The sequence below is a fragment of the Micromonospora sp. NBRC 110038 genome, assembly GCF_020884815.1.
In the GTDB taxonomy this organism is placed as follows: domain Bacteria; phylum Actinomycetota; class Actinomycetes; order Mycobacteriales; family Micromonosporaceae; genus Micromonospora; species Micromonospora haikouensis.
Map to the genome: position 1 here is coordinate 35250 of NZ_BBOL01000011.1, position 21561 is coordinate 56810.

Below are 21561 nucleotides of genomic sequence, written 5' to 3' on the forward strand. Positions count from 1 at the left end.
GGTTACCCGCTCATTACGCCGCATCGCAAGGTCATACACCCCACTGCATGAGCATGAGAAGGCCCAGCCGTAGGCCTGGAGACCCCCTTCCCGGCGGGGGAGCGCCGGGAAGGGAGCCGGTCAGTTGGCCCGCTGGTCGATGCCGTGCTGCCGCTGGTACGTACGCAGCGCGGCGTCCCACGCCTCGGTGTACTCCGACGGGCCCAGGCCGAGGTCGTTGTGCCCGCGTACCGCCTCCCGCAGCAGGCCCAGCAGCTCCGGCACCGCCTCCCGGCGCTCGGTGACGTAGCGGCGGAAGACCTCGGCGAACTGCTCCCCCGCCAGGCGGGCGGCGTGCGCGGTGACCGGATCGTCCTCCAGCGCCCGCAGCACCTCGCACCACCGGCGGGTCAGCTCGTCGGTGTGGCGGGCCCGCAGCTGCTGCAACTCGTGGTCGCACTCCAACCTGATCCGCTCCTCCCAGTACGGGCGCAGCCGCTCCCGGACCCGCTCGTCCGGGCTCACCCGCACCTGCACGGTGAAGTGCGGCCGGCTCTCGTCCCGCGGCCAGTGCTGGCCCAGCAGCAGGTTGTTCAGGGCCCGCTCCAGCTCGTGCGAACGGTGCGGCTCGTGCTCCCGGGCCAGGTCGGCGGCCCGCTCCCGGACGATCCCGGCGGCCCAGGCGAGGTAGCTCTCCGCACGCTGGCGCAACGCCTCGGCGCTCATGTGCTGCGCCCGCCAGCTGTAGACGGCGAACAGGCGGAAGTCGAACGCGTCTCCCCTGGCCGGCACCAGGATCGGCTGCGGCGCGTCCAGGCGGTAGGTGACCACCTGCGGGGGTGCCGGCGGCGGCAGCGGCGGCAGGGGCGGCGCGGGCGGCGGACTCACGGGCGCCGGCCCGAACAGCGAGAGCAGGATCTGCCACCAGCGCCGCCGGGCCGACGGGCGGGGAATGTACCGAGTGCTCATGCGGGGTCCTCGTCGATCAGGCGTCGTACGTCGTGCAGCAGGGTGTTGTCGCGCATCAGGGGGCCCCATACGTGCCGGAGCTGGTGGTCCAGCCGGCGGCGCAGCGGCTCCCGCCCCTCCACCACCAGGCCGATCAGACGCAGGCAGAGGTCAGACACCTCGGGGTGCCCCTCGGCCCGACTCAGCCAGAAGCCGAGCGTCCGCCACGCGCGGTACGCGGTCCCCGGCAGGCTGAGCGCCGTCGCCCAGCAGGTGGCCAGGTCCGCCATCCGCACCGTGCCGACGCGGGCCAGGTCGAGCAGCTCCGGCCAGCGTTCCCGGGGGGCCGGGGCCCACCGGTCGGCGAGCACCCGCAGCGCCCGCCCGGCGTGCAGCCGCACCTCCGGCTCGTCCTCGTCGACGGCCCACTGCGCCAGCGCCGGCAGCACGCTGGCCGCATGGCCACCCACGTACACCTCGACCAGGCCGCGTACCACCGAGTTGTTCCGCCGCTGCATGCGCGCCTCGGCGACCCGGCGCAGCTGCCCCAGGGCGGTCTCCGGCCAGAGCCGGGCCAGGCCCAGCGCGTACGCCCGCGCGACGGTGTCGCGCAGGTGCGCCGCCCCGCCGGCCGCCCACCGGTCCAGCTCGATCCGGACCCGCTGGCGCAGCTCCGGCTGCATGGCCATGCCGACCAGCGCGATGGCGGCGGCCTGCCGGACCCCGGCCCGGCGCTCCCGGGCGAGCTGGTCCACCACGCGCAGGGCGGCGTGCACCCCGTGCGCCGCCGACCAGCCGACCGCCCCGGCGGCGGCCTGCCGGACCCCGGGGGTGCCGTCCCGCACGAGGCTGCCCAGCCAGCCGAGCAGCTGCTCCGGCAGCCACCAGTCCGACCAGGCGACCTCCAGCAGGCTGCGCCGCAGCGGGTCGTTGCCCGGGGCGAACTCGATGCGCCGCCCGCCCGGCACGCGGTCGTCGTCGACCACCAGCACCGCCTCCCGCAGGACCGGGCCGAGCAGCGCGTCGAGCGCCCCGCCCGACCGGCCGGTGGGTGGTGGGGCGAGCGGGGCACCGGCGAACGGGAAGCCCGGCACCGCGCCGGCGCCCGGCGGACCCGCGACGCCGCCCGGGTCCGACGCCGGCCCCGGCCCGACCCCGGCCAACCCCGGCGCGGCCAGCGCCCCGGCAGCAGCGTGGATCTCGGCCACCGGCTGCCCGGCCAGCACCGCGCAGGCCAGCCGGAACGCGCGCCGCCGGTCGACGCCCCAGGCGGGCGTGTCGCCGCCGTCGGCGGCGGCGAGGACGCGGGCCGCCCGCTCCCGGAGCTGGCGCGGAAGCAGGCGCTCCAGCCGCTCGGTGAGCTCCGCGCCCCGGGGCGCGGTGCGGGCCAGCAGCTCCGCCAGGCGGACCACCTCGCCGGGCCGGGGACCGGCGGCCAGGTGCGCGGCCAGCAGCGGGTTGCCGACGCACTCGTCCTCGACGTAGCCGTCGACGCAGTCACCGACGCAGCCGGGGGCGCACCACCCGACGCAGCGGCCCCGTAACTGGCGGCGCAGCTGGGCCCGGAACACGTCGACGGGGGCGGCCGGCCGGTGCTCCACCAGGTGACCGGCCAGCTCCTGGTCGCGGTGGTCGAAGTCGCCGACCAGCACCAGGGTGGCGCCCCTCGCCTCGGCCCGGGCGGCCAGCCCGACCAGGGCCATCCCGTCCAGGTCCCGTACGGCCGTCCCGGTGAGCCGCCACACGTAGCCGTGCCCGTCGCGCCACGGGGCTTCGGGCAGCAGGAGGTCGCTCGGCTGCTCCGCGTGCAGCACCGCCACCCGGTCGAAACCGTGCCGGCGGGCCGAGGACAGGCACGCGGCGGCGTGCCGGCCGGTGCCGGCGGCACCCGACAGGCAGACCAGGTGACGCTGCTTGAGACACCGGTCGAGCTGCGGGTCGCTCGGCGTGGGGGCATAGCCGTCGGCCAGCTGCCGCACCCAGGTCCCGGTGAGGGTCTCGGCCCAGGTCCGGCCGCTGCCGTCCGTCCGCGCCGTCGTGATGTTCAGCGTGCCGATGGCCGTCGACCCGGGCCCGGTGGCGTTCTGGCCCCGCACCCACACGTCGCCGACGCCGATCGCCGACGAGGGCCCGAGCAGGGACGCGAGCCGGGTGAGGATCTCCCCGGGATCCGGCGTCTCCTCCGGCTCGTCGGCCAGCACGTCGTCGGGCTCCTCGTCCGGCACATCCACGGGTTGTTCCGCCGGCTCTGCCTGCTGTGGGCTCTCCGGGCCGCCGCCGGGGCCTGCCCACCCACCGTCGGCGTCCGGAGGGGTCGCGCCGCCGGGCGGCTCCCCCGGGACCCCCTCGGGGTCCGCCACCGAACCGCCCGGATCGGCGTCGTGCCCGGCGTGCCGGGGCACGGACCAGGCCGGCGGCCCGCTCACCGGTCGCCCCCGCCGAGGATCGCGTCCCGGCCGACCGAGCCGATCGCCGTGGCCCCCGGGCCGATCGCGTTCTGCCCGCGCACCCGGACGTCGCCGACGCTGATGCCGCCGGCCGGGTGCGCCTGGCCGGAGTCGGGGCGGACCGGACCCGGCGGCGGGACCGCCGGACTTCCGGCGCCGCCCTCGGGACCGTCCGGCCCCTCCCCGGTCGGTGCCGGCACCATCGACAGGTCCTCGTCCACCACGCAGAGCCAGGCGTACTCGTCGAAGCCCTTGTCGGGCTTGCTGATCCGCACCCGGCGGAAGCGGTCGGGCCGCATCTCCTCCGGGTATTCGGACACCACGTCGCGGTAGATGTCGGTGGAGACCACCAGGGCGACGCCCGCGTCGGGGAACGCCGCCAGCGCCCGCCGGACGGGGTCGGCGTCGCACAGCCGGCTGACGAACACCACGGCGTTGCCGGGAAAGCCGTTCGCCCCGTCGAGGTGCACGAGTCCCTGGTGGACGGCGATCCGCAGCCGCACCCGCGCCGCCGGCAGCCGACTGCTGTTGTACGCCCGCAGCCGCCGGTTCAGCTCGGGCACGAACCGGCCGATCACCCGCGACTCCGAGACGTCGCGCGGCAGGATCGCCAGTTCCCCGTCGCCGGCCCGCTGCGTGCTCCAGGTCACCCGGTCCAGCCCGACGGCCCCGGCGGCAGCCTGCAGCAGTTCGCGGAACGCCTGCTGCGCCTCGTACTGCAGGATGTTCCCGCGCCGGCTGTAACTCTCCATGTCCACGGAGATCAGCAGTCGTCGCTCGGGATGGTCCATCGCCGTGCCGCCCTTCGTCACCGGCCCGCCCCCGTCGGGCGGGCCGCCCGGAACATCGAAACGGCGGCGGCCGGCCGGGACCCCGTAGAAGTACGGCTTCCGCGGAATCTGTCCAACACAGGTCATCCCCCTCGGATCCGGTATCCGGGCGGGCCGGACCGGGTGTGCTGGACGCATGACCGAACTCCTGCTGGCCGCCGGCTGGTCGCCGGTCGAGGCACTCGTGGCACTGGCCCTCCAGACCGTGGCGGTCGCCCTGATCCGCGCGGGGGTCTCGCGCTACGCGCAGGGGCGGCTACGCTTCGACGGTTTCCGTCGGACAAGGAGTGCGAGGTCGTCGATGCGACACCACGAACCGCCCCGGGCCGAGTGGCCGTACGGCACCTTCCTGCGGCGGCTGGAGCCGCCGGCCCGCACCGCGCTGCTCGACCTGGGCGTACGGCGCCAGGTGCCGGCCGGACAGATCCTGATCCACGAGGGGGTCCGCGAGTCGCACCTGGTGCTGCTGGAGGAGGGGCTGACGAAGGTGACGGCCAGTGTGCCCGACGGACGGGCCGCGCTGCTGTCGCTGCGCGTCGGCGGGGACCTGATGGGCGAGATGTCGGCCCTCAACGACAAGCCCCGCTCGGCGACGGTCACCACCTGCGGGCCCACCGTCTACAGCGTCATCTCCCGGGACCGGTTCAACCAGTTCCTGCGGACGCACCCGCAGGCCGCGCTCGAACTGGCGGCGATGGTCTCCGACCGGCTGCGCTGGTCCAACCGCCGTCGGATCGACTTCACCTCGTACGCCGTGAAGATCCGGGTGGCGCGGGTGATCGCCGAGCTGTGCCGCACCCACGGCCGGCGCAGCCGCGACGGGGTGGTCATCGACGTCCGGCTCACCCAGCCGGAGCTGGCCACGATCTGCGGGGCGGCGGAGACGTCCATCCAGAAGACGCTGCGCGAGCTGCGGGCCGACGGCCTGGTGGACACCGACTACCGGCGCATCACCGTACGCGACCTGCCCCGGCTGCGCGCCCTCGGCGAGCTGGACCCCGAGGAGCGCTGACGGCCCACCGGGCCCGGGCAGCGGCGGCCAGCAGGGGCCCCACCTTCACAGAAAGCGTGAGGAGGGGGCCCCTGCTTACACCTCAGGCGCCGCGGAGGGTGGCCCCGAAGCGTTCGGCCGCGCGGGCCACCGCCGCGTCGCGGGCCGCCACCGCCTCCTCGACGGTCAGGGTGCGGTCGGGGGCGCGGAACGTCAGCTTGTACGCCAGCGACCGCCGCCCCGCCCCGAGCTGCTCCGAGGCGTAGACGTCGAACAGCCGCACGCCCTCCAGCAGCTCGCCCGCGCCCTCGACGAGGGCCTGCTGCACCTGCGCCGCCGGCACCCGCTCGTCGACCACGAGGGCCACGTCGATCAGGGCCGGCGGGAAGCCGGAGATCGTCGGGGCCGGGGCGACCGGGGCGGCCGGGAGCGCGTCGAGGTCAAGCTCCATGGCGCTGGTGCGCTTCGGCAGCTCCAACGCGGCCAGCACCGCCGGGTGCAGCTCGCCGGCGTGCCCGACCACGACCCCGTCGACGAGCAGCTCGGCGCAGCGGCCGGGGTGCCACGGGGCGTGCTCGGCGGCCCGCACCTCGACCCGGTCGGCGGGCAGGTCGGCGGCGGCGAGCACCGCCCGGCCGGCCTCGACGGCGTCCGCCCAGCCGGCCGGGCGACCCGCGCCCCACCAGCCGGCCGGCTCGACGTCCCCGGTCAGCACCACGGCGACGTGCCGGGGCTGGTCGGGCACGACCGCGTCGGCGGCGGCGAACTCGGCGTCGGTGGGCCGCCGGTCCACGCCCATGGCGGGCGGGGCGCCGACGCCGGGGCGCGGGTGGAAGACCGCCCCGATCTCGTAGAGGGCCAGGTCGCGGTGGCCCCGGCCGAGGTTGCGCTTGAGGATGCCGAGCAGCGGGCCGAGCAGCGTGGTGCGCAGCAGCGGCTCCTCCTCCGACAGCGGGTTGGCCACCCGCACCGCCGCCCGGCGCGGGTCGTCGGCGGGCAACCCGAGCAGGTCGGCCAGCGACCCGGCGACGAACGGGTGGGCCAGCACCTCCACGTAGCCGCGTTCGGCCAGCGAGCGGGCCACCGCCCGGCGGCGGCGCTGCTGCCAGGTCAGGCCGCGCCCGGGGGGCGCGGTGGGCAGCACCGACGGCACCCGGTCGTACCCGTCGAGGCGGACCACCTCCTCGACCAGGTCGGCCGGGTCGGTGAGGTCCGGACGCCAGCTCGGCGGGACGACGGTGAGCACGTCCGCGCCGCCGGCCGGCACGCCGGCCGTGCCCGGGTCCTCGCCGAGCCGGTCGACGCCCCGGGTGACGTGGCAGCCGACCTGCTCCAGCAGGGAGACCACCCGCTCCGGGGAGTAGGCGACGCCGACCCGCCGGCCCGGCAGGTCCACCGGCAGGGTGACCGGGGTACGCGGCCGGACGTGGTCGAGGTCGAGGATCTCGGCCCCGGCGGTGCCGCCCGCGTGGGCGGTGAGCAGCCCGACGGCCCGCTCGATGGCGACCAGCGGCAGGGCGGGGTCGACGCCCCGCTCCCAGCGCTTCGCCGCCTCGCTGAACAGCTTGTGCCGGCGGGCGGTGCGGCCCACCATCACCGGGTCCCAGTGGGCGGCCTCGAAGAGCACGTCGGTGGTGGACGCGACGACCTCGCTGGTCTCGCCGCCCATCACGGCGGCGAGCGAGACCGGACCGGTGTCGTCGCAGATGACCATGTCCTCGGCGGTGAGGGTGCGGGCCACCCCGTCCAGGGTGGTGACCTTCTCCCCCGCCGCGGCGCGGCGCACCACGAGCGGGCCGGTGATCCGGGCGGCGTCGAAGGCGTGCATCGGCTGGCCCAGTTCGAGCATCACGTAGTTGGTGATGTCGACCGGCAGCGAGATGCTGCGCACCCCGGCGACGGTGAGCCGCTGCCGCATCCAGCCTGGCGTCTGCGCGGTCGGGTCGATGCCGCGCACCATCCGGGCGGCGAACCGGTCGCAGCCGACGGTGTCGCGGACCTCCACCGGGTACGCCGGCTCGGCCGTCGCGCCGGGGGCCGGGGCCAGCCCCGGGTCGCGGAACGGCACGCCGAGGGCGTGGGCCAGCTCCCGGGCGATGCCCCGGACGCTGAGCGCGTACCCCCGGTCGGGGGTGATCTCCACCTCGACGACCACGTCGTCGAGGCCGACGACCGGGCGGGCGTCGTCGCCGGGCTTGGCGGGGGTGTCCTCGGGCAGCACGATGATGCCCGAGTGGTCGTCGCCCAGGCCCAGCTCCTTGGCGGAGCAGATCATGCCGTGGGAGTTGCGCCCGTACGTCTTGCGCGCGCCGATGGCGAAGCCGCCGGGCAGCACGCCGCCGGGGAGGATCACCACGACCCGGTCGCCGGGGGCGAAGTTGCGCGCCCCGCAGACGATCTCCTGCGGCTCGCCGGTGCCGTTGGCGGCGCCCACGTCGACCCGGCAGAACCGGATCGGCTTCTTGAAGCCGGTCAGTTCCTCGATGTCGAGGACCTCGCCGACGACGAGCGCGCCGGTGACCGTCGACCGCAGGTCCACGATCGACTCGACCTCGATGCCGAGGTCGACCAGCGCCTGCTCCAGGTCGGCGGCGGGCAGGTCGGCGGGGAGGTCGAGGTACTCCCGCAGCCAGCTGACAGAAACTCGCATGACTCTCAGACCACCGTCTCGTTGTCTCGTGCCCGCACCGTCTACGCCCCGGCCCCGAACGCGCGGGTGAACCGCACGTCGCCCTCGGCCATGTCCCGCATGTCGCTGACCCCGTGGCGGAACATCACGGTGCGGTCGATGCCCATGCCGAACGCGAATCCGGAGTAGACCTCCGGGTCGATCCCGCAGGCGCGCAGCACCCGGGGGTTGACCATGCCGCAGCCGCCCCACTCGACCCAGCGCGGCCCGTCGCGGTGCTCGGGGAACCACACGTCGAACTCGGCCGACGGCTCGGTGAACGGGAAGTAGTGCGGCCGCCAGCGGGTCTTCGCGCCCTCGCCGAACATGGCGCGGGCGAAGTGGTCGAGGGTGCCGCGCAGGTGGGCCATGGTGATGCCCTTGTCGACCACGAGGCCCTCGACCTGGTGGAAGACCGGCGCGTGGGTGGCGTCCAGCTCGTCGGTGCGGTAGACCCGGCCGGGCACGACCACGTAGATCGGCGGCTTGCGGGCCAGCATGGTGCGCGCCTGCACCGGGGAGGTGTGGGTGCGCAGCACCAGCCCGGAGCTGTCCGCGCCGGCCGGCGGGGCGATGTGGAAGGTGTCCATCAGGCCCCGCGCCGGGTGGTCGGCGGGGATGTTGAGGGCGTCGAAGTTGGTCCACTCCAGCTCGACCTCGGGCCCCTCGGCCACCTCGTAGCCCATCCCGACGAACAGGTCGCTGATCTGCTCCATCAGGGTGCTCAGCGGGTGCCGGGCGCCGCGCGGGCGGCGGTCGTAGGGCAGGGTGACGTCGACCCGCTCGGTGGCCAGCACCCGCTGCGCCTGCTCGCGGTCGAGGACCTCGGCGCGGGCGGCGTAGGCGGCCTCGATCGCGCGGCGGGCCTCGTTGACCCGCTTGCCGGCGTCGGCCTTCGCGGCCGGCGGCAGGGCGCCGATCTCCCGGCGGGCCAGGGCGACCGGGGACCGGTCGCCGAGGTGCGCGGGGCGCAGCGCGGTCAACGCGTCCGGGTCGGCGGCGGCGGCGAACGCCTGCTCGGCGTCGGCCACGGCACCGGCCAGGGCGTCCGGGTCGAGCAGGGCGACCTGCTTCGGGTCGTACGGATCGTTGCGGTAGGTCATGGCGTACGGGCACTCCTCACGGCGGCGCCGGCCCTGCGCGGGCGGCGAGGCGAGTCTACGGACGCGCGGCTTCGCCGCAGCCCGCCGGTGGGGAGTTCGTGCAGGGGAAGGGTCAGGCCCGCCGCCCGCCGACACCGGCGGGCTGGCTAAACGAACGCCGTGGCGCGTTCATCATCTCGGGCGACTCCCTGCTGGATGGCCGCGCCGCACCCGTCAGGGGCGGCGGCGCAGTGCTCTGGCTGAAGCGTACAGGCACACGGCGGCGGCCGCAGCCAGGTTGAGGCTCTCGGCGCGCCCGTGCAGGGGCACCCGGACCCGGGCGTCGGCGGCGGCGGTCAGCCCGTCGGGCAGCCCGTGCGCCTCGGAGCCGAACAGCCAGGCGGTCGGCGTCGCGAGGGCGCCGGCGTCGGCGAGGTCGTCGAGGTCACGGTCGCCGTACCCCGTGGTGGCGAGGACCGCCAGCCCGGCGGCGCGCAACGCGGCGACGACGGCGAGGGGGTCGCCGGCCCGGACCACGTCGACGTGGAAGAGGCTGCCGGCGGAGGCCCGCACGCACTTGCCGTTGTACGGGTCGACGGCGTCGCCGGCGAAGACGACCGCCCCGGCCCCGGCGGCGTCGGCGGTGCGCAGCACCGTGCCGGCGTTGCCCGGGTCGCGGATCTCGGCGAGCACCGCCACGAGCCGGGGGCCGGCGGCGAGGGCCTCGGACAGCGGCACGTCGAGGTGCCGGCAGACGGCGACGAGGCCCTGCGGGGCGACGGTCTCGGCGAGCGCGGCGAGGGCGTCGTCGGTGACCTCGGACACCGGCACGTCGTCGGCGGCGGCGCGGGCGGCCAGGTCGGCGTGCCGGTCGAGGGCGGCCGGGGTGCCGAACAGCTCGGCGACCGTGCCGGGGCGGGCCAGGGCCTCCCGGACGGCCTGCGGGCCCTCGGCGAGGAACCGGCCGGTGGCGTCGCGGTCCCGGCGGCGGTGCAGCCGGCGGGCGGCGACGACCCGGGGCGTACGCGGGGTGAAGGGCATGGTGTGCGGCTCCGCAGCGCGACCGAGGCGCCCGCCGCGCGTCGTGGACGACACGGGGGGCGCCTCGGTCGGGTGCTGGCGGATCAGGCGGCCTGGGCCGCCGCGCCACCGGTGCCCTCGGCCGCCACGGCGGCGCGGGCGACCTCGACGATCGCGGCGAAGGCCGCCGCGTCGTTGACGGCCAGGTCGGCGAGGATCTTGCGGTCGACCTCGACGCCGGCCAGGCGCAGGCCCTGGATCAGCCGGTTGTAGGTCATCCCGTTGGCGCGGGCACCCGCGTTGATCCGGGTGATCCACAGCTGCCGGAAGTCGCCCTTGCGGTCGCGACGGTCCCGGTAGGCGTACTGCATCGAGTGCAGCACCTGCTCCTTGGCCTTGCGGTAGAGCCGGGAGCGCTGACCGCGGTAGCCGCTCGCGGTCTCCAGCAGGGTACGACGCTTCTTCTGGGCGTTCACAGCCCGCTTGACGCGTGCCATCTCAACTCCTTCTTCGGTTCAGGTGGCGCGCGTCAGCGGCCGAGCAGCTTCTTGATGCGCTTGGTGTCGGCCTTGGCCAGCTCGACCGTGCCGGTCAGCCGACGGGTCCGGGTGGACGACTTCTTCTCCAGCAGGTGGCGCTTGCCGGCCTGCTCGGCGACGATCTTGCCCTTGCCGGTCACCTTGACCCGCTTGCCCATACCCGTGTGGCTCTTCATCTTCGGCATGTGGAACGTCTCTCCCCTGTTACTGACCGCCGGTGTCGGCGGTCGTGCCGGTCTCACCGGCTGCTGCGGTCTCGCCGGCCGCCGGGGTCTCGCCCGCCGCCGGCGCCGCGGACTCCTCCGCGGCCCGCTCCCGGCCGGCGCCGCGGGACGCCGTGGCGGCGACCGCGGATGCCTTGACGGCCCGGTGCGGAGCGAGAACCATGATCATGTTTCGGCCGTCCTGCTTCGGGGCGGCCTCCACGTAGCCCAGCTCCGTGATCTCGGACTCGAGGCGACGCAGGAGCCGGTAACCCAGCTCCGGGCGGCTCTGCTCCCGACCGCGGAACATGATCGTCACCTTGACCTTGTCGCCGGCCTTGAGGAACCGCACCACGTGACCCTTCTTGGTCTCGTAGTCGTGCGGGTCGATCTTCGGTCGGAGCTTCATTTCCTTGATGACGGTCTGCTGCTGGTTACGCCGCGCTTCGCGCGCCTTGAGTGCGCTCTCGTACTTGAACTTGCCGAAGTCCATGAGCTTGCACACCGGCGGGCGCGCCATCGGCGCAACCTCGACCAGGTCCAGGTCGACGTCCGCGGCCAGCTGAAGGGCGCGCTCAAGCGGGACGATGCCCACCTGCTCACCCTCGGGACCGACCAGTCGGACCTCACGTGCCCGGATCTGCTCGTTCACGCGTGGTTCGACGCTGATGGGGCCTCCTCGAGTCGAGTGCTCTGCGGTGGCCGACTCCCGCGGCCCCCGTGGCGGGGGCCGACCCGGAAAGCAGAAGGCCCCGGCGCATGCCAGGGCCCGCTCGACCGGTCGGCACGATCACAGGATCGCGCATCCGGGACCGGGACGTGCCCGGAACCGGTGACCGGGACCCGGCCACCAACTGGGGCGACTCGGGTGGGAGCAGGCGCTCCGCTTCAGGACCACCCACACGTGGGACACGGGGGCAGTCTGGTCGACTCAGCAACACTACACCGTCACCGGGCCGGCCCCCAAACCGGGCGCCGGGCCCGGCGCGGTGGGTCAGCGCCCGGCCGCGCCCTCGGCCAGCGCCGCGAGGTGGGCCTGGTGCAGCCGGCGCAGGGCACGCACGCCCTCGACCGCCAGCTCCTTGTCGGCCGCCTGGAGAGCCACCATCGGCACCAGGTCGTCGTCGTGCAGCTCCAGGCTCGCCCACGGCGCGCCCCGGTCGAAGCGCACCCCCCGCACGACCTCCCAGGGCAGCTCGTACGAGCCGAGCACGTTGCGCACCCGCACGCCCAGCGCGTCGGCCTCGACGCGGGGCCGGGTGAACAGCAGGATGCCGAGCGCCCCGAGGACGCCCAGGCCGGCCATGGCGAGCTGGTCGCCACGCTGGAAGGTGCCGTAGCCGTTGCCGGTGGGGCCGGCCAGCGACGTGGCCACCAGGCTGAACACGACCAGCAGCGTGGCGGCCGACGCCCAGCACACCAGCCGGATCCGGCGGGGACGCAGGGTCACCGGTGCGGTTTCGCTCACCCGCCCAGTCTGCCACCCACCGGCGCGGGGCCGGTGCGCGGTCCCACCGTGTCGCCGACCCGCCGCAAGCCAGGGCCGCGGCCGGCGACGACCACCGCCAGCAGGGTCAGCAGCGCGCCGACCAGCACCGGCCAGCGCAGCCCGGCACCACCGGGCAGGAGCACGTCCAGCAGCAGGGCGCCGCCGAGCTGCCCGGCGACCAGGGCCAGCCCGGTGCGCAGCACCCCCACGGCGCGCACGCCGAGCATCAGGGCGAGGACGATGCCGACGCCGTAGAGGCCGCCGAGGTAGAGGAACCAGTCGTGCGGCCAGGTCGGCGCGGGGCCGGAGAAGGCCCCGACGAACGCGGCCACCAGCACGACGACGGGGGTGCCGACGGCGAAGTTGACCGCGATTGCGGCGGTGGTGGTGCCCGCCGCCGACACCCGCCCGTTGAGGGCCGACTGCAGGGCAACCGCCGCCCCGCCCGCGACGGCGATCAGCACCCCGCCGACCGCGACCCCGCCGACCGGCCGGCCGAGCTGGGCCAGGGCCACGGCGAGGACGCCGAGCAGCGCGCCGGCCACCCGGGGCCCGGTCAGCCGCAGCCGGCCGAGCGGGGCCAGGCCCGCCCGGTCCGCCGCGAGCCCGCCGAGGCTGCCCCCGGCCACCTGGGCGATGGTGAAGACCGCGATCCCGAGCACCGGCACGACGTACGTGGCGACGGTGACGATCGCCGCCCCGCCGAGCCCGCCCAGGTACGACCACCACGGCAGCCGGGCCCGGCGCAGCGCCTCCAGCCCGGCCCGGGTCGACGGCAGGCCCGACAGGCCGACGAGGACCACCAGGCAGCCGCCGAGGTTGTTCACCAGCGCGCCGAGGACCGGGTCACCGGCCCGCTCCCCCAGCACCGCGTTGCCCGCCGCCTGCGCCGCCGACGCCACCCCGCCCAGCACCACGGTCGCGAGGGCGGCTGCCGGCGGCAGCGGCCTCACAGCCGACAGGCGTGGATGTTGGTGACCAGGATGGCGCGGGCGCCCAGCTCGTACAGCTCGTCCATGATCCGGTGCACGTCGTCGCGCTGCACCATCGCCTGCACCGCCACCCAGCCCTCGCGGTGCAGGGGCGAGACGGTCGGCGACTCGATGCCGGGGGTCAGCGAGCTGGCCCGGTCCAGCAGCCCGGCCGGCACGTCGTAGGCGAGCATCACGTAGCGGCGGGCGACCAGCACCCCGTGCAGCCGGCGCAGCAGCTGCGCGGCCTGCGGGTGCTCGGGGGCGTCGACCCGGCGCACCAGCACCGCCGAGGAGCGCAGCAGCGGGTCGCCGAAGACGACCAGCCCGGCCTGGCGCAGCGTGGCGCCGGTCTCCACCACGTCGGCGACGACGTCGGCGACGCCGAGCCGGATGGCGTTCTCCACCGCGCCGTCGAGCCGGATCACCTCGGCCTTGATGCCGAGTTCCGCGAGGTACCGCTCGACCAGCCCCGGGTACGCGGTGGCGATCCGGTGCCCGCCCAGCTCCTGGACGCCCGCGACGTCCTGCGGCCGGGCGGCGAACCGGAAGGTGGCCCGGCCGAACGCCAGGTCGACCACCTCCTCGGCGGGCGCGCCGGAGTCGATCAGCAGGTCCCGGCCGGTAATGCCGACGTCGAGGTCACCCGAGCCGACGTAGGTGGCGATGTCCTTCGGCCGCAGGTAGAAGAACTCGATGTCGTTGGCCTCGTCCGGGCAGACCAGGTCCTTGGGGTCGGTGCGCTGACGGTAGCCCGCCTCGCGCAGCATCTGGGCGGCCTTCTCGGCCAGGGCGCCCTTGTTGGGTACGGCGACACGCAGCATGACGGAGTGCTCCCTCGATCGGTGGAGATGATCAGCGGACGGCGCACTCACAGATGTCGGTAGACGTCCTTCAGCTCCAGCCCGGTGGCCAGCATCAGCACCTGCGCCTGGTAGAGCAGCTGGGAGATCTCCTCGGCCGCCCGCTCCGGGCCCTCGTGCTCGGCCGCCATCCACGACTCGGCCGCCTCCTCGACGACCTTCTTGCCGATGAAGTGCACCCCCTTCTCCAGCGCGGCCACCGTGCCCGAGCCGGGGGTGCCGGCAGCGGCCTTGGCCTGCAGCTCGGCGAACAACTCCTCGAACGTCTTCACGGGGTGCGATTCTTCCAGCACCCGCCCGGCCCGGCGCGCGGCGGGTCCGCCGGTCCCACCGGCCCGGATCGGGCGGCACGGCGGCGGGACGCACCTGCGCGACGGGCGTCGATGGCTCTACGCTGTCCGCCATGCTCAGCTCCCGTACCGTCGCGCTCGCCGCCGCCGGCACCGTCCTCGTCGCGGTGGCCGCCTGCGCGCCCCAGGACGACGCCACCCCCGTCACCGCACTCACCCCCGCCGCCACCGCCGGCCCGGACTGCCTGAAGGACAAACTGCCCACCCGGACCCCGGGCAAGCTCACCATCGCCACCGACGAGCCGGCGTACGCGCCGTGGTTCGTCGGCAACAAGCCGGAGACCGGCGAGGGCTTCGAGGCCGCGGTGGCCTACGCGGTGGCCGAGAAGCTCGGGTACGCCCGCGCCGACGTCACCTGGACCCGGGTGAAGTTCGACGTCGCCGTCGCCCCCGGCCCCAAGGAGTTCGACTTCGACATCAACCAGTTCTCCATCACCGAGGAGCGCAAGAAGGCCGTCGACTTCACCGGGCCGTACTACCTGGTCCGGCAGGCCGTGATCGCGCGGAAGTCCGCGAAGATCGCCGGGAAGACGTCGCTGGCCGACCTGCGGGACGCCAAACTCGGCGCGCAGGTCGGCACCACCAGCTACCAGGCGATCACCGACGTCATCAAGCCGAAGACCAAGCCGCAGGTCTACAACAGCAACGACGACGCCAAGAAGGCGCTGCAGAACGGGCAGATCGACGGCCTCGTGGTGGACCTGCCGACCGCCTTCTACATCACCGGCGCGGAGATCACCGACGCGACGGTCGTCGGGCAGCTGCCGCAGGTCGGCACGCCCGAGGTGTTCGGGCTGCTGCTGGACCACAACTCGCCCCTCACCCCCTGCCTCAGCGGCGCGGTCGGCCAGCTCACCGCCGACGGCACGCTCAAGAAGCTGGAGCAGAAGTGGCTGACCCAGGTCGCGGGGGCGTACGAGCTGAAGTGATCCTCGCACCGCACGAACCCTCCGCGGCGCAGCGGCGGCGGCAGGCCCACCGCCGCCGCCAGACCGTCACCAGCGTGCTGGTCGCCGCCGCCTCCACGGCCGCGCTCGGCACGCTGCTCGTCGTCGCGGTCACCGGCGCGCCCGGCTGGGACCGGGTCCGTGCCTCCTTCGCCGACCCGGCGATCGCCCGGGACGCGCTGCCCGAGGTGCTCGCCGGGCTCTGGCTCAACGTGCGGCTGCTGGTCTGCTGCGCGGCCGGCGCGCTGCTGCTCGGCCTGCTCGTGGCGATCCTGCGCACGCTGCGGGGCCCGGTCTTCTTCCCGGTCCGGGCCCTCGCGACCGGCTACACGTACACGTTCCGGGGCCTGCCGCTGATCATCGTGCTGTACGTGCTCACCCTCGGCGTGCCCGGCCTGCGGTTGCAGGGCATGCCGCCGGTGCTGGTGCTCGGCGGGCTGGCGCTGGTGCTCACCTACGGCGGCTACCTGGCCGAGGTGTTCCGGGCCGGCATCGAGTCCGTGCACCCCAGCCAGCTCGCGGCGGCCCGGTCGCTCGGGCTGACCTACCGGCAGACGATGCGGCACGTGGTGCTGCCGCAGGCCGTCCGCCGGGTGGCCCCGCCCCTGCTCAACGACGTGGTCGCGCTGCAGAAGGACGTCGGGCTGGTCTCCCTCGCCGGGCCGATCGACGCGGTACGCGCCGCGCAGATCGCCACCGCCGAGACGTTCAACTACACCCCGTACATCGTGGCCGGGGCGCTGTTCGTGCTGCTGGCGATCCCGCTGATCGCCGTCACCGACTGGGTGACGCTGCGCGCGGCCCGCCGGCAGGGAAGGTGACGACGATGAGCCTGCTGCGGTGCCGGGGGCTGCGCAAGACCTTCGGCGGTCACGTGGTGCTCGACGGGCTCGACCTCGCCGTCGACGAGCACCGGGTGGTGGCGCTGATCGGCGCGTCCGGGTCGGGCAAGTCCACGCTGCTGCGCTGCGTCAACCTGCTCGAAGAGCTGGACGACGGCACCATCGAGCTGGACGGCCAGGACATCTCCGACCCCCGGGTCGACCCCGACCGGGTGCGCCGGCGCATCGGGATGGTCTTCCAGGCGTACAACCTGTTCCCGCACCTGAGCGTGCTGGACAACGTCACCCTCGCCCCGGTGCGGGTGCACCGGCGGCCCCGCGCCGAGGCGGAGGCGCAGGCCCGGGAGCTGCTCGACCGGGTCGGGCTGGGGGCCAAGGCGAACGCCTACCCCGACCGGCTCTCCGGCGGGCAGCAGCAGCGGGTGGCGATCGTGCGGGCGCTGGCCAACTCGCCCCGGCTGATGCTGCTCGACGAGGTCACCTCGGCGCTGGACCCGGAGCTGGTCGGGGAGGTGCTGGCCCTGGTCCGCGAGCTGAAGGCCGACGGGATGACGATGGTGCTGGCCACCCACGAGATGGGCTTCGCCCGCGAGGTCGCCGACCAGGTGTGCTTCCTCGACGGCGGGCGGGTCGTCGAGTCGGGCCCGCCGGAACGGGTGCTCGGCGACCCGACCGAGCCCCGCACCCGCCAGTTCCTGCGCCGCATCATCGAGGCGGGACGGCTCTGACGGCGCCGGCCGCCCGCCTGTCCGCCCCGCGCCGCCCGACGCCCGCGTCATGTCGGCGACATGGCGGTATCCCGAGCCCGCTGATACCGCTATGTCGCCGACATGGCGACGCCCAAACGCCCGCCCCGCCCGACGCCCGCCCAGCCCAGCCAGGCCGCCCCCGTCCCGCCCAGCCAGGCCGCCCAGCCCAGCCGGGCGGGCCAGACCGGGCGGGGCGGGTCAGCGGCCGAAGCCGACCCGGTGGGCCGCCGCCGCGTCCAGGCCGCGTACCGCCAGCGCCGCGTCCAGCGCCGCCACCGTCGCCGACCAGCCCTTGTCCTCGGCGGAGCCGGGCAGCCCGGCCCGGTCCCGGGCCTGCTCGATCGTGTCCACCGTGAGCACCCCGTGCGCCACCGGCTTGCCCTCGTCGAGGGCGACCCGGGTCAGCCCCTCGGTGACCGACTTGCACACGTAGTCGAAGTGGGCGGTGGCCCCGCGCACCACCACGCCGAGGGCGACGACCACGTCGAAGCGGCGGGCCATCGCCTGCGCCACCACCGGCAGCTCCACCGAGCCGGCGACCCGGGCGACCACGGCCCGCGCCCCGCACGCCTGCGCGGCGGCCACCGCCCGGTCGAGCATGTGGTCGGTCAGCTCCCCGTGCCAGCGGGCGGCGACGACGCCGACCGTCATCCCGGCAGCGTCGACCGCCGCCACCCCCGGCTCACCGAAACCCGCCATCGCCCTACGCTCCGATCTCGTCGTTCGCCACCGGGCGGCCCAGCGGCGCCTCGGTCGTCTCGTCCAACTCGTCCAGCAGGTGGCCCATGCGGTCCCGCTTGGTGCGCAGGTAGCGCACGTTCTCCGGGTGCGGCCGGATCGGCAGCGACTCGCGGCCGGTGACGGTCAGGCCGTACCCCTCCAACCCGGCCCGCTTGGCCGGGTTGTTCGTCAGCAGCCGCATCGACCGCACGCCCAGGTCGTGCAGGATCTGCGCGCCGGTGCCGTAGTCGCGGGCGTCGGCCGGCAGGCCCAGGTCGAGGTTCGCGTCCACGGTGTCGCGGCCGAGGTCCTGCAGCTGGTACGCCCGCAGCTTGTGCAGCAGGCCGATCCCCCGCCCCTCGTGCCCGCGCACGTAGAGCACCACCCCGCGCCCCTCTGCGGCGACGCGGGCCAGCGCGGCCTGCAACTGCGGGCCGCAGTCGCAGCGCAGCGAGCCGAACGTGTCGCCGGTGAGGCACTCCGAGTGCACCCGCACCAACACGTCCTGCCCGTCGCCGAGGTCGCCCATGACCAGGGCGACGTGCTCGGCCGGGTCGTGCTCGGCGCGGTATCCGAAGGCCGTGAACACCCCGTGCGGGGTGGGCATCCGGGCCGCCGCGACCTGCTCGACCTGCTTCTCGGTGCGCCGCCGGTAGGTGATCAGGTCGGCGATGGTGACCAGGGTCAGGCCGTGCTCGGCGCAGAACTTCTCCAGGTCCGGCAGGCGCATCATGGTGCCGTCGTCGTTGACCAGCTCGCAGAGCACGCCGGCCGGGCGCAGGCCGGCCAGCCGGGTCAGGTCGACGGCCGCCTCGGTGTGCCCGGGGCGGCGCAGCACCCCGCCGGCGCGGGCGCGCAGCGGCACCACGTGCCCCGGCCGGGCCAGGTCGGTCGGGTCGGTGGAGGCGGCGGCGAGCAGCCGGATGGTGTGCGCGCGGTCGGCCGCCGAGATGCCGGTGTCGACGCCCTCCCGGGCGTCCACCGTCACCGTGTACGCGGTGCCCCGGCGGTCCTGGTTGGTGTGGTGCATGGGCGGCAGGTCCAGCCGGTCGCACTCGTCCTCGGTCAGCGGCACGCAGACGTAGCCGGAGGTGTAGCGGACCATGAACGCGACCAGCTCCGGGGTGGCCAGCTCGGCCGCGAAGATCAGGTCCCCCTCGTTCTCCCGGTCGGCGTCGTCGACCACGACGACGGGCCGGCCGGCGGCGATGTCCGCGACGGCCTGCTCGATGCTGGCGAAGGTGGTCATGCCACGACCTCCGAGTAGGTGGGTGACAGGGTGGCGGGGGCCGGGCGGGCGGCGCGCGAGGTGCGCCACCAGGAGACGAAGCCCCAGACGCAGAGCGCCCCGTAGACGAGGTACATGGCCGCCGACGGGTAGAACCCGCCGCGCAGCAGCAGCGGCACGCCGACGGCGTCCACGGCGATCCAGACCAGCCAGAACTCGACCCAGCCGCGGGCCATGCCGTAGGTGGCGAGCAGGCTGCCGGTGAGGATCCACGCGTCGGGCAGCGGCCCCCAGGAGCCGAGCGCGGCCAGCACGGGGTACGCGGCGGCGGTGCCCGCCGCGGCGGCCAGCAGCAGGCCGAGGCGCTCCCGCCGGGTGGCCCAGCGCGGGGCGACCGCCGCGTCGTCGCCGCCGGAGCCCGCGCGGCGGTTGCGCGTCCAGCGCCACCAGCCGTAGACGCTCACGGCGAAGAAGAACACCTGCCGGCCGGCCTGGCCGTAGAGGTCGTGGGCCTGCGGGGTGGCGAACGCCCCGCCGAGGAACACGGTGAGCAGCAGCGCGTTGCCGACCATGCCGACGGGCCAGGCCCAGACCAGCCGGCGCAGCCCGAGCAGGGCGGATACGAGGCCGAAGGCGTTGCCGACGATCTCGCGGACCAGCACGGGCGAGCCGGCGACGTGCACCTGGGCCTCCAGCAGCCAGCCGAGCGGGCCGGTCACCGCCCGCCCCCGCCGGGAGTCGGCTCCACTGCGCCGGGAGTCGGCCCGCCCGCACCGGGCGGCTGGTCGCTTCCACCGGGCAGCCGGTCGCCGAGGAGCCGCTCGACGTACTTGGCGAGCACGTCCACCTCCAGGTTGACCGGGTCGCCGACGGCGCGCTCGCCGAGGGTGGTCAGCTTGAGGGTGGTGGGGATCAGCCCGACGCTGAACCAGTCGGGCCCGACGCCGGCCACGGTCAGCGACACCCCGTCGACGGTGATCGAGCCCTTCTCCACCACGTACCGCGACAGGGCGGCGGGGAGCCGGAAGCGGACCGTCTCCCACTGCGCCGCCGGCTGGCGGGACAGCACCGCGCCGACGCCGTCGACGTGGCCCTGCACGAGGTGCCCGCCGAGGCGGCTGCCCAGCGCGGCGGCGCGTTCCAGGTTGACCGGCGCGCCGGGGCGCAGCGCGCCGAGGGCGGAGCGGCGCAGCGTCTCGCCCATGACGTCGGCGGTGAAGACGTCGCCGTCGACGTCGACCACGGTCAGGCAGACCCCGTTGACGGCGATGGAGTCGCCGTGCCGGGCGTCGCCGGTGACCAGCGGCCCCCGGATGGCGACCAGCGCGGAGTCGTCGCCGGTCTCGGCCGTCCGGACGACCTCGCCCAGCTCCTCGACGATGCCGGTGAACATGTCAGCCCTCCTTCTTCCGAGGCAGCGCGGTGATGCGCAGGTCCGGACCGACCTGCGTGACGTCGGTGATCTCCAGGTCGATGGCGTCGGCGATGGTGCCCACACCGGCGTCGGCCAGCGCGGTCGGCCCGGCGCCGAGCAGCTTCGGCGCGACGTAGGCGACGACCCGGTCGACCAGGCCGGCGGCGAGGAACGCGCCGGCCAGCTTCGGGCCGCCCTCCAGCAGCGCGGCCCGGACCCCCCGGTGGTGCAGCTCCGCGAGCAGCGCCGGCAGGTCGACCCGGCCGTCCGGGCCGGTGCCGACCTCGGCGGCGGTGGCGACCCACGTCCGGGCGGCGCCGTCGCGGACCCGGGCCTCGGCGGGGGTACGCCCGAACGTGTCCACGACCACCCGCAGCGGCTGCCGGATGGCCAGGGTGCCGTCGCGCAGGTTGCGGGCGGTGAGCCGGGGGTCGTCGGCGAGGACGGTGCCGACCCCGGCGATGACCGCGTCGACGGTGCCGCGCAGGGCGTGCACGTCGATTCGGGCGGCCTCGGAGGTGATCCACATGCTGGTGCCGTCGGCGGCGGCGGAGCGCCCGTCGAGGGTGGCGGCGTACTTCCAGACGACGTACGGCCAGCCCCGGCGCATCGAGGTCAGCCAGGCGACGTTGCCGGCCTCGGCCTCGGCGGCGCGCACCCCCAGCTCGACGTCGACGCCGCCGGCCCGCAGGGTGGCGGCGCCGCCGGAGGCGACGGGGTTCGGGTCGGGCACGGCGATCACCACCCGGGCGACGCCGGCGGCGATGAGGGCGTGGCTGCAGGGGCCGGTGCGGCCGGTGTGGTCGCAGGGCTCCAGGGTGACGACGGCGGTGCCGCCCCGGGCCCGCCGGCCGGCCTGGGCGAGCGCGACGATCTCGGCGTGCGGTCCGCCCGCGTACGCGTGGAATCCCTCGCCGACGACCTCGCCGTCCGGGTCGAGCAGCACGCAGCCGACCACGGGGTTGGGGCTGGTGGTGCCGAGGCCACGGGCCGCGAGCGCAATCGCCCGACGCATCGCGTCGTCCACGGAGACGCTGGCCATCGCCCTGTCCTGCCCTCTCACTCGCCGGTCCGCGCGGGCGAACACGGGAGGCCGCGGGCAGGCGGCGGCGGTCCGGGGACGGCAGAGCCGACCCCGGGGAGCCCACGCGGCGGCCGAGGACAGCCGTCGGCACAGGGCCCGCCCCGTCCCGCGCGCTGTCTCCCATCCGGACTGTCTGGGGGTGGGTTGGCCCGCCCCCAACCGTCGGCCCCGGAGTCTCACCAGGTCCACCGGGCGGC

At 75.4% G+C, this 21561-nt stretch carries 22 protein-coding genes; 4 read left to right on the forward strand and 18 right to left on the reverse strand.

Going from position 1 to position 21561, the window contains the following annotated elements; all coding sequences use genetic code 11:
- Positions 1-120 precede the first annotated feature (120 nt).
- From LPU61_RS28625 to LPU61_RS28635, 3 genes are all read right to left on the reverse strand, one after another.
- A complete protein-coding gene (locus LPU61_RS28625) occupies positions 121-948 on the reverse strand; it encodes a hypothetical protein (protein WP_043968030.1) in 828 nt (275 codons plus the stop codon).
- On the reverse strand, positions 945-3158 hold the full coding sequence (locus LPU61_RS28630) for a hypothetical protein (protein WP_229406715.1): 2214 nt from the start codon (positions 3156-3158) through the stop codon (positions 945-947). The genes LPU61_RS28625 and LPU61_RS28630 overlap by 4 nt, the downstream gene beginning before the upstream one ends.
- 191 nt (positions 3159-3349) lie before the next feature.
- Positions 3350-4165 carry a hypothetical protein gene (locus LPU61_RS28635; protein WP_229406716.1) on the reverse strand — a complete coding sequence of 272 codons (816 nt, stop codon included), beginning with the start codon at positions 4163-4165 and terminating at the stop codon, positions 3350-3352.
- Between the two features lie 175 nt (positions 4166-4340).
- On the opposite strand from LPU61_RS28635, the gene LPU61_RS28640 reads away from it, so the two are divergent.
- On the forward strand, positions 4341-5216 hold the full coding sequence (locus tag LPU61_RS28640; protein ID WP_229406717.1) for a Crp/Fnr family transcriptional regulator: 876 nt from the start codon (positions 4341-4343) through the stop codon (positions 5214-5216).
- A gap of 82 nt (positions 5217-5298) precedes the next feature.
- Here LPU61_RS28640 and pheT read toward each other — a convergent pair whose 3' ends face one another.
- The 10 genes from pheT to LPU61_RS28690 all read right to left on the reverse strand — a co-directional run bounded on the left by pheT (position 5299) and on the right by LPU61_RS28690 (position 14302).
- Positions 5299-7845, reverse strand: a complete 2547-nt coding sequence (gene pheT, locus LPU61_RS28645) for a phenylalanine--tRNA ligase subunit beta (protein WP_229406718.1) — start codon at positions 7843-7845, stop codon at positions 5299-5301.
- Between the two features lie 41 nt (positions 7846-7886).
- The gene (gene pheS / locus LPU61_RS28650; protein WP_043968024.1) at positions 7887-8966 is read right to left on the reverse strand and encodes a phenylalanine--tRNA ligase subunit alpha; all 1080 of its coding nucleotides are present in this window, start codon (positions 8964-8966) and stop codon (positions 7887-7889) included.
- Between the two features lie 213 nt (positions 8967-9179).
- Positions 9180-9986 (reverse strand): RNA methyltransferase, encoded by an 807-nt coding sequence (locus LPU61_RS28655; RefSeq protein ID WP_229406719.1) that lies wholly within the window; start codon positions 9984-9986, stop codon positions 9180-9182.
- A gap of 83 nt (positions 9987-10069) precedes the next feature.
- Positions 10070-10462 carry a 50S ribosomal protein L20 gene (rplT, locus tag LPU61_RS28660; RefSeq protein WP_007075852.1) on the reverse strand — a complete coding sequence of 131 codons (393 nt, stop codon included), beginning with the start codon at positions 10460-10462 and terminating at the stop codon, positions 10070-10072.
- A 32-nt stretch (positions 10463-10494) separates the two neighbouring features.
- Complete coding sequence (gene rpmI / locus LPU61_RS28665) at positions 10495-10689, reverse strand: 50S ribosomal protein L35 (protein WP_043968020.1); 195 nt, start codon at positions 10687-10689, stop codon at positions 10495-10497.
- Between the two features lie 19 nt (positions 10690-10708).
- The gene (infC, locus tag LPU61_RS28670; protein ID WP_229406720.1) at positions 10709-11359 is read right to left on the reverse strand and encodes a translation initiation factor IF-3; all 651 of its coding nucleotides are present in this window, start codon (positions 11357-11359) and stop codon (positions 10709-10711) included.
- A gap of 342 nt (positions 11360-11701) precedes the next feature.
- Positions 11702-12175, reverse strand: a complete 474-nt coding sequence (locus LPU61_RS28675; RefSeq protein ID WP_043968017.1) for a PH domain-containing protein — start codon at positions 12173-12175, stop codon at positions 11702-11704.
- Positions 12172-13149, reverse strand: coding sequence for a DMT family transporter (locus LPU61_RS28680; protein WP_229406721.1), 978 nt, complete (start codon positions 13147-13149; stop codon positions 12172-12174). The genes LPU61_RS28675 and LPU61_RS28680 overlap by 4 nt, the downstream gene beginning before the upstream one ends.
- Entirely contained in the window at positions 13146-13991 is an 846-nt protein-coding gene (gene hisG, locus LPU61_RS28685) for an ATP phosphoribosyltransferase (RefSeq protein WP_043968014.1), read from the reverse strand. The genes LPU61_RS28680 and hisG overlap by 4 nt, the downstream gene beginning before the upstream one ends.
- Before the next feature lie 47 nt (positions 13992-14038).
- Positions 14039-14302: a phosphoribosyl-ATP diphosphatase gene (locus LPU61_RS28690; protein ID WP_036375234.1), complete on the reverse strand. Its 264-nt coding sequence runs from the start codon at positions 14300-14302 to the stop codon at positions 14039-14041.
- Positions 14303-14433: 131 nt separating this feature from the next.
- On the opposite strand from LPU61_RS28690, the gene LPU61_RS28695 reads away from it, so the two are divergent.
- From LPU61_RS28695 to LPU61_RS28705, 3 genes are read left to right on the forward strand one after another with little or no spacing between them, the layout of a single operon-like run.
- Complete coding sequence (locus tag LPU61_RS28695; RefSeq protein WP_043968012.1) at positions 14434-15309, forward strand: ABC transporter substrate-binding protein; 876 nt, start codon at positions 14434-14436, stop codon at positions 15307-15309.
- The gene (locus tag LPU61_RS28700) at positions 15306-16148 is read left to right on the forward strand and encodes an amino acid ABC transporter permease (protein ID WP_229406722.1); all 843 of its coding nucleotides are present in this window, start codon (positions 15306-15308) and stop codon (positions 16146-16148) included. Before LPU61_RS28695 ends, LPU61_RS28700 begins: the two co-directional genes overlap by 4 nt.
- 5 nt (positions 16149-16153) lie before the next feature.
- Positions 16154-16897, forward strand: coding sequence for an amino acid ABC transporter ATP-binding protein (locus tag LPU61_RS28705; RefSeq protein ID WP_305072015.1), 744 nt, complete (start codon positions 16154-16156; stop codon positions 16895-16897).
- Between the two features lie 219 nt (positions 16898-17116).
- Here LPU61_RS28705 and ribH read toward each other — a convergent pair whose 3' ends face one another.
- Genes ribH through ribD form a run of 5 tightly spaced genes read right to left on the reverse strand, consistent with a single transcriptional unit; the run spans position 17117 to position 21322 of the window.
- Positions 17117-17617, reverse strand: coding sequence for a 6,7-dimethyl-8-ribityllumazine synthase (gene ribH / locus LPU61_RS28710; protein WP_229406723.1), 501 nt, complete (start codon positions 17615-17617; stop codon positions 17117-17119).
- A gap of 4 nt (positions 17618-17621) precedes the next feature.
- Complete coding sequence (locus LPU61_RS28715; RefSeq protein ID WP_043968005.1) at positions 17622-18887, reverse strand: bifunctional 3,4-dihydroxy-2-butanone-4-phosphate synthase/GTP cyclohydrolase II; 1266 nt, start codon at positions 18885-18887, stop codon at positions 17622-17624.
- Positions 18884-19585 carry a nicotinamide riboside transporter PnuC gene (pnuC, locus tag LPU61_RS28720; RefSeq protein WP_043968003.1) on the reverse strand — a complete coding sequence of 234 codons (702 nt, stop codon included), beginning with the start codon at positions 19583-19585 and terminating at the stop codon, positions 18884-18886. Before pnuC ends, LPU61_RS28715 begins: the two co-directional genes overlap by 4 nt.
- The gene (locus LPU61_RS28725; RefSeq protein ID WP_043968001.1) at positions 19582-20259 is read right to left on the reverse strand and encodes a riboflavin synthase; all 678 of its coding nucleotides are present in this window, start codon (positions 20257-20259) and stop codon (positions 19582-19584) included. Before LPU61_RS28725 ends, pnuC begins: the two co-directional genes overlap by 4 nt.
- Position 20260: 1 nt before the next feature.
- Entirely contained in the window at positions 20261-21322 is a 1062-nt protein-coding gene (gene ribD / locus LPU61_RS28730) for a bifunctional diaminohydroxyphosphoribosylaminopyrimidine deaminase/5-amino-6-(5-phosphoribosylamino)uracil reductase RibD (RefSeq protein WP_229406724.1), read from the reverse strand.
- Positions 21323-21561: the final 239 nt, after the last annotated feature.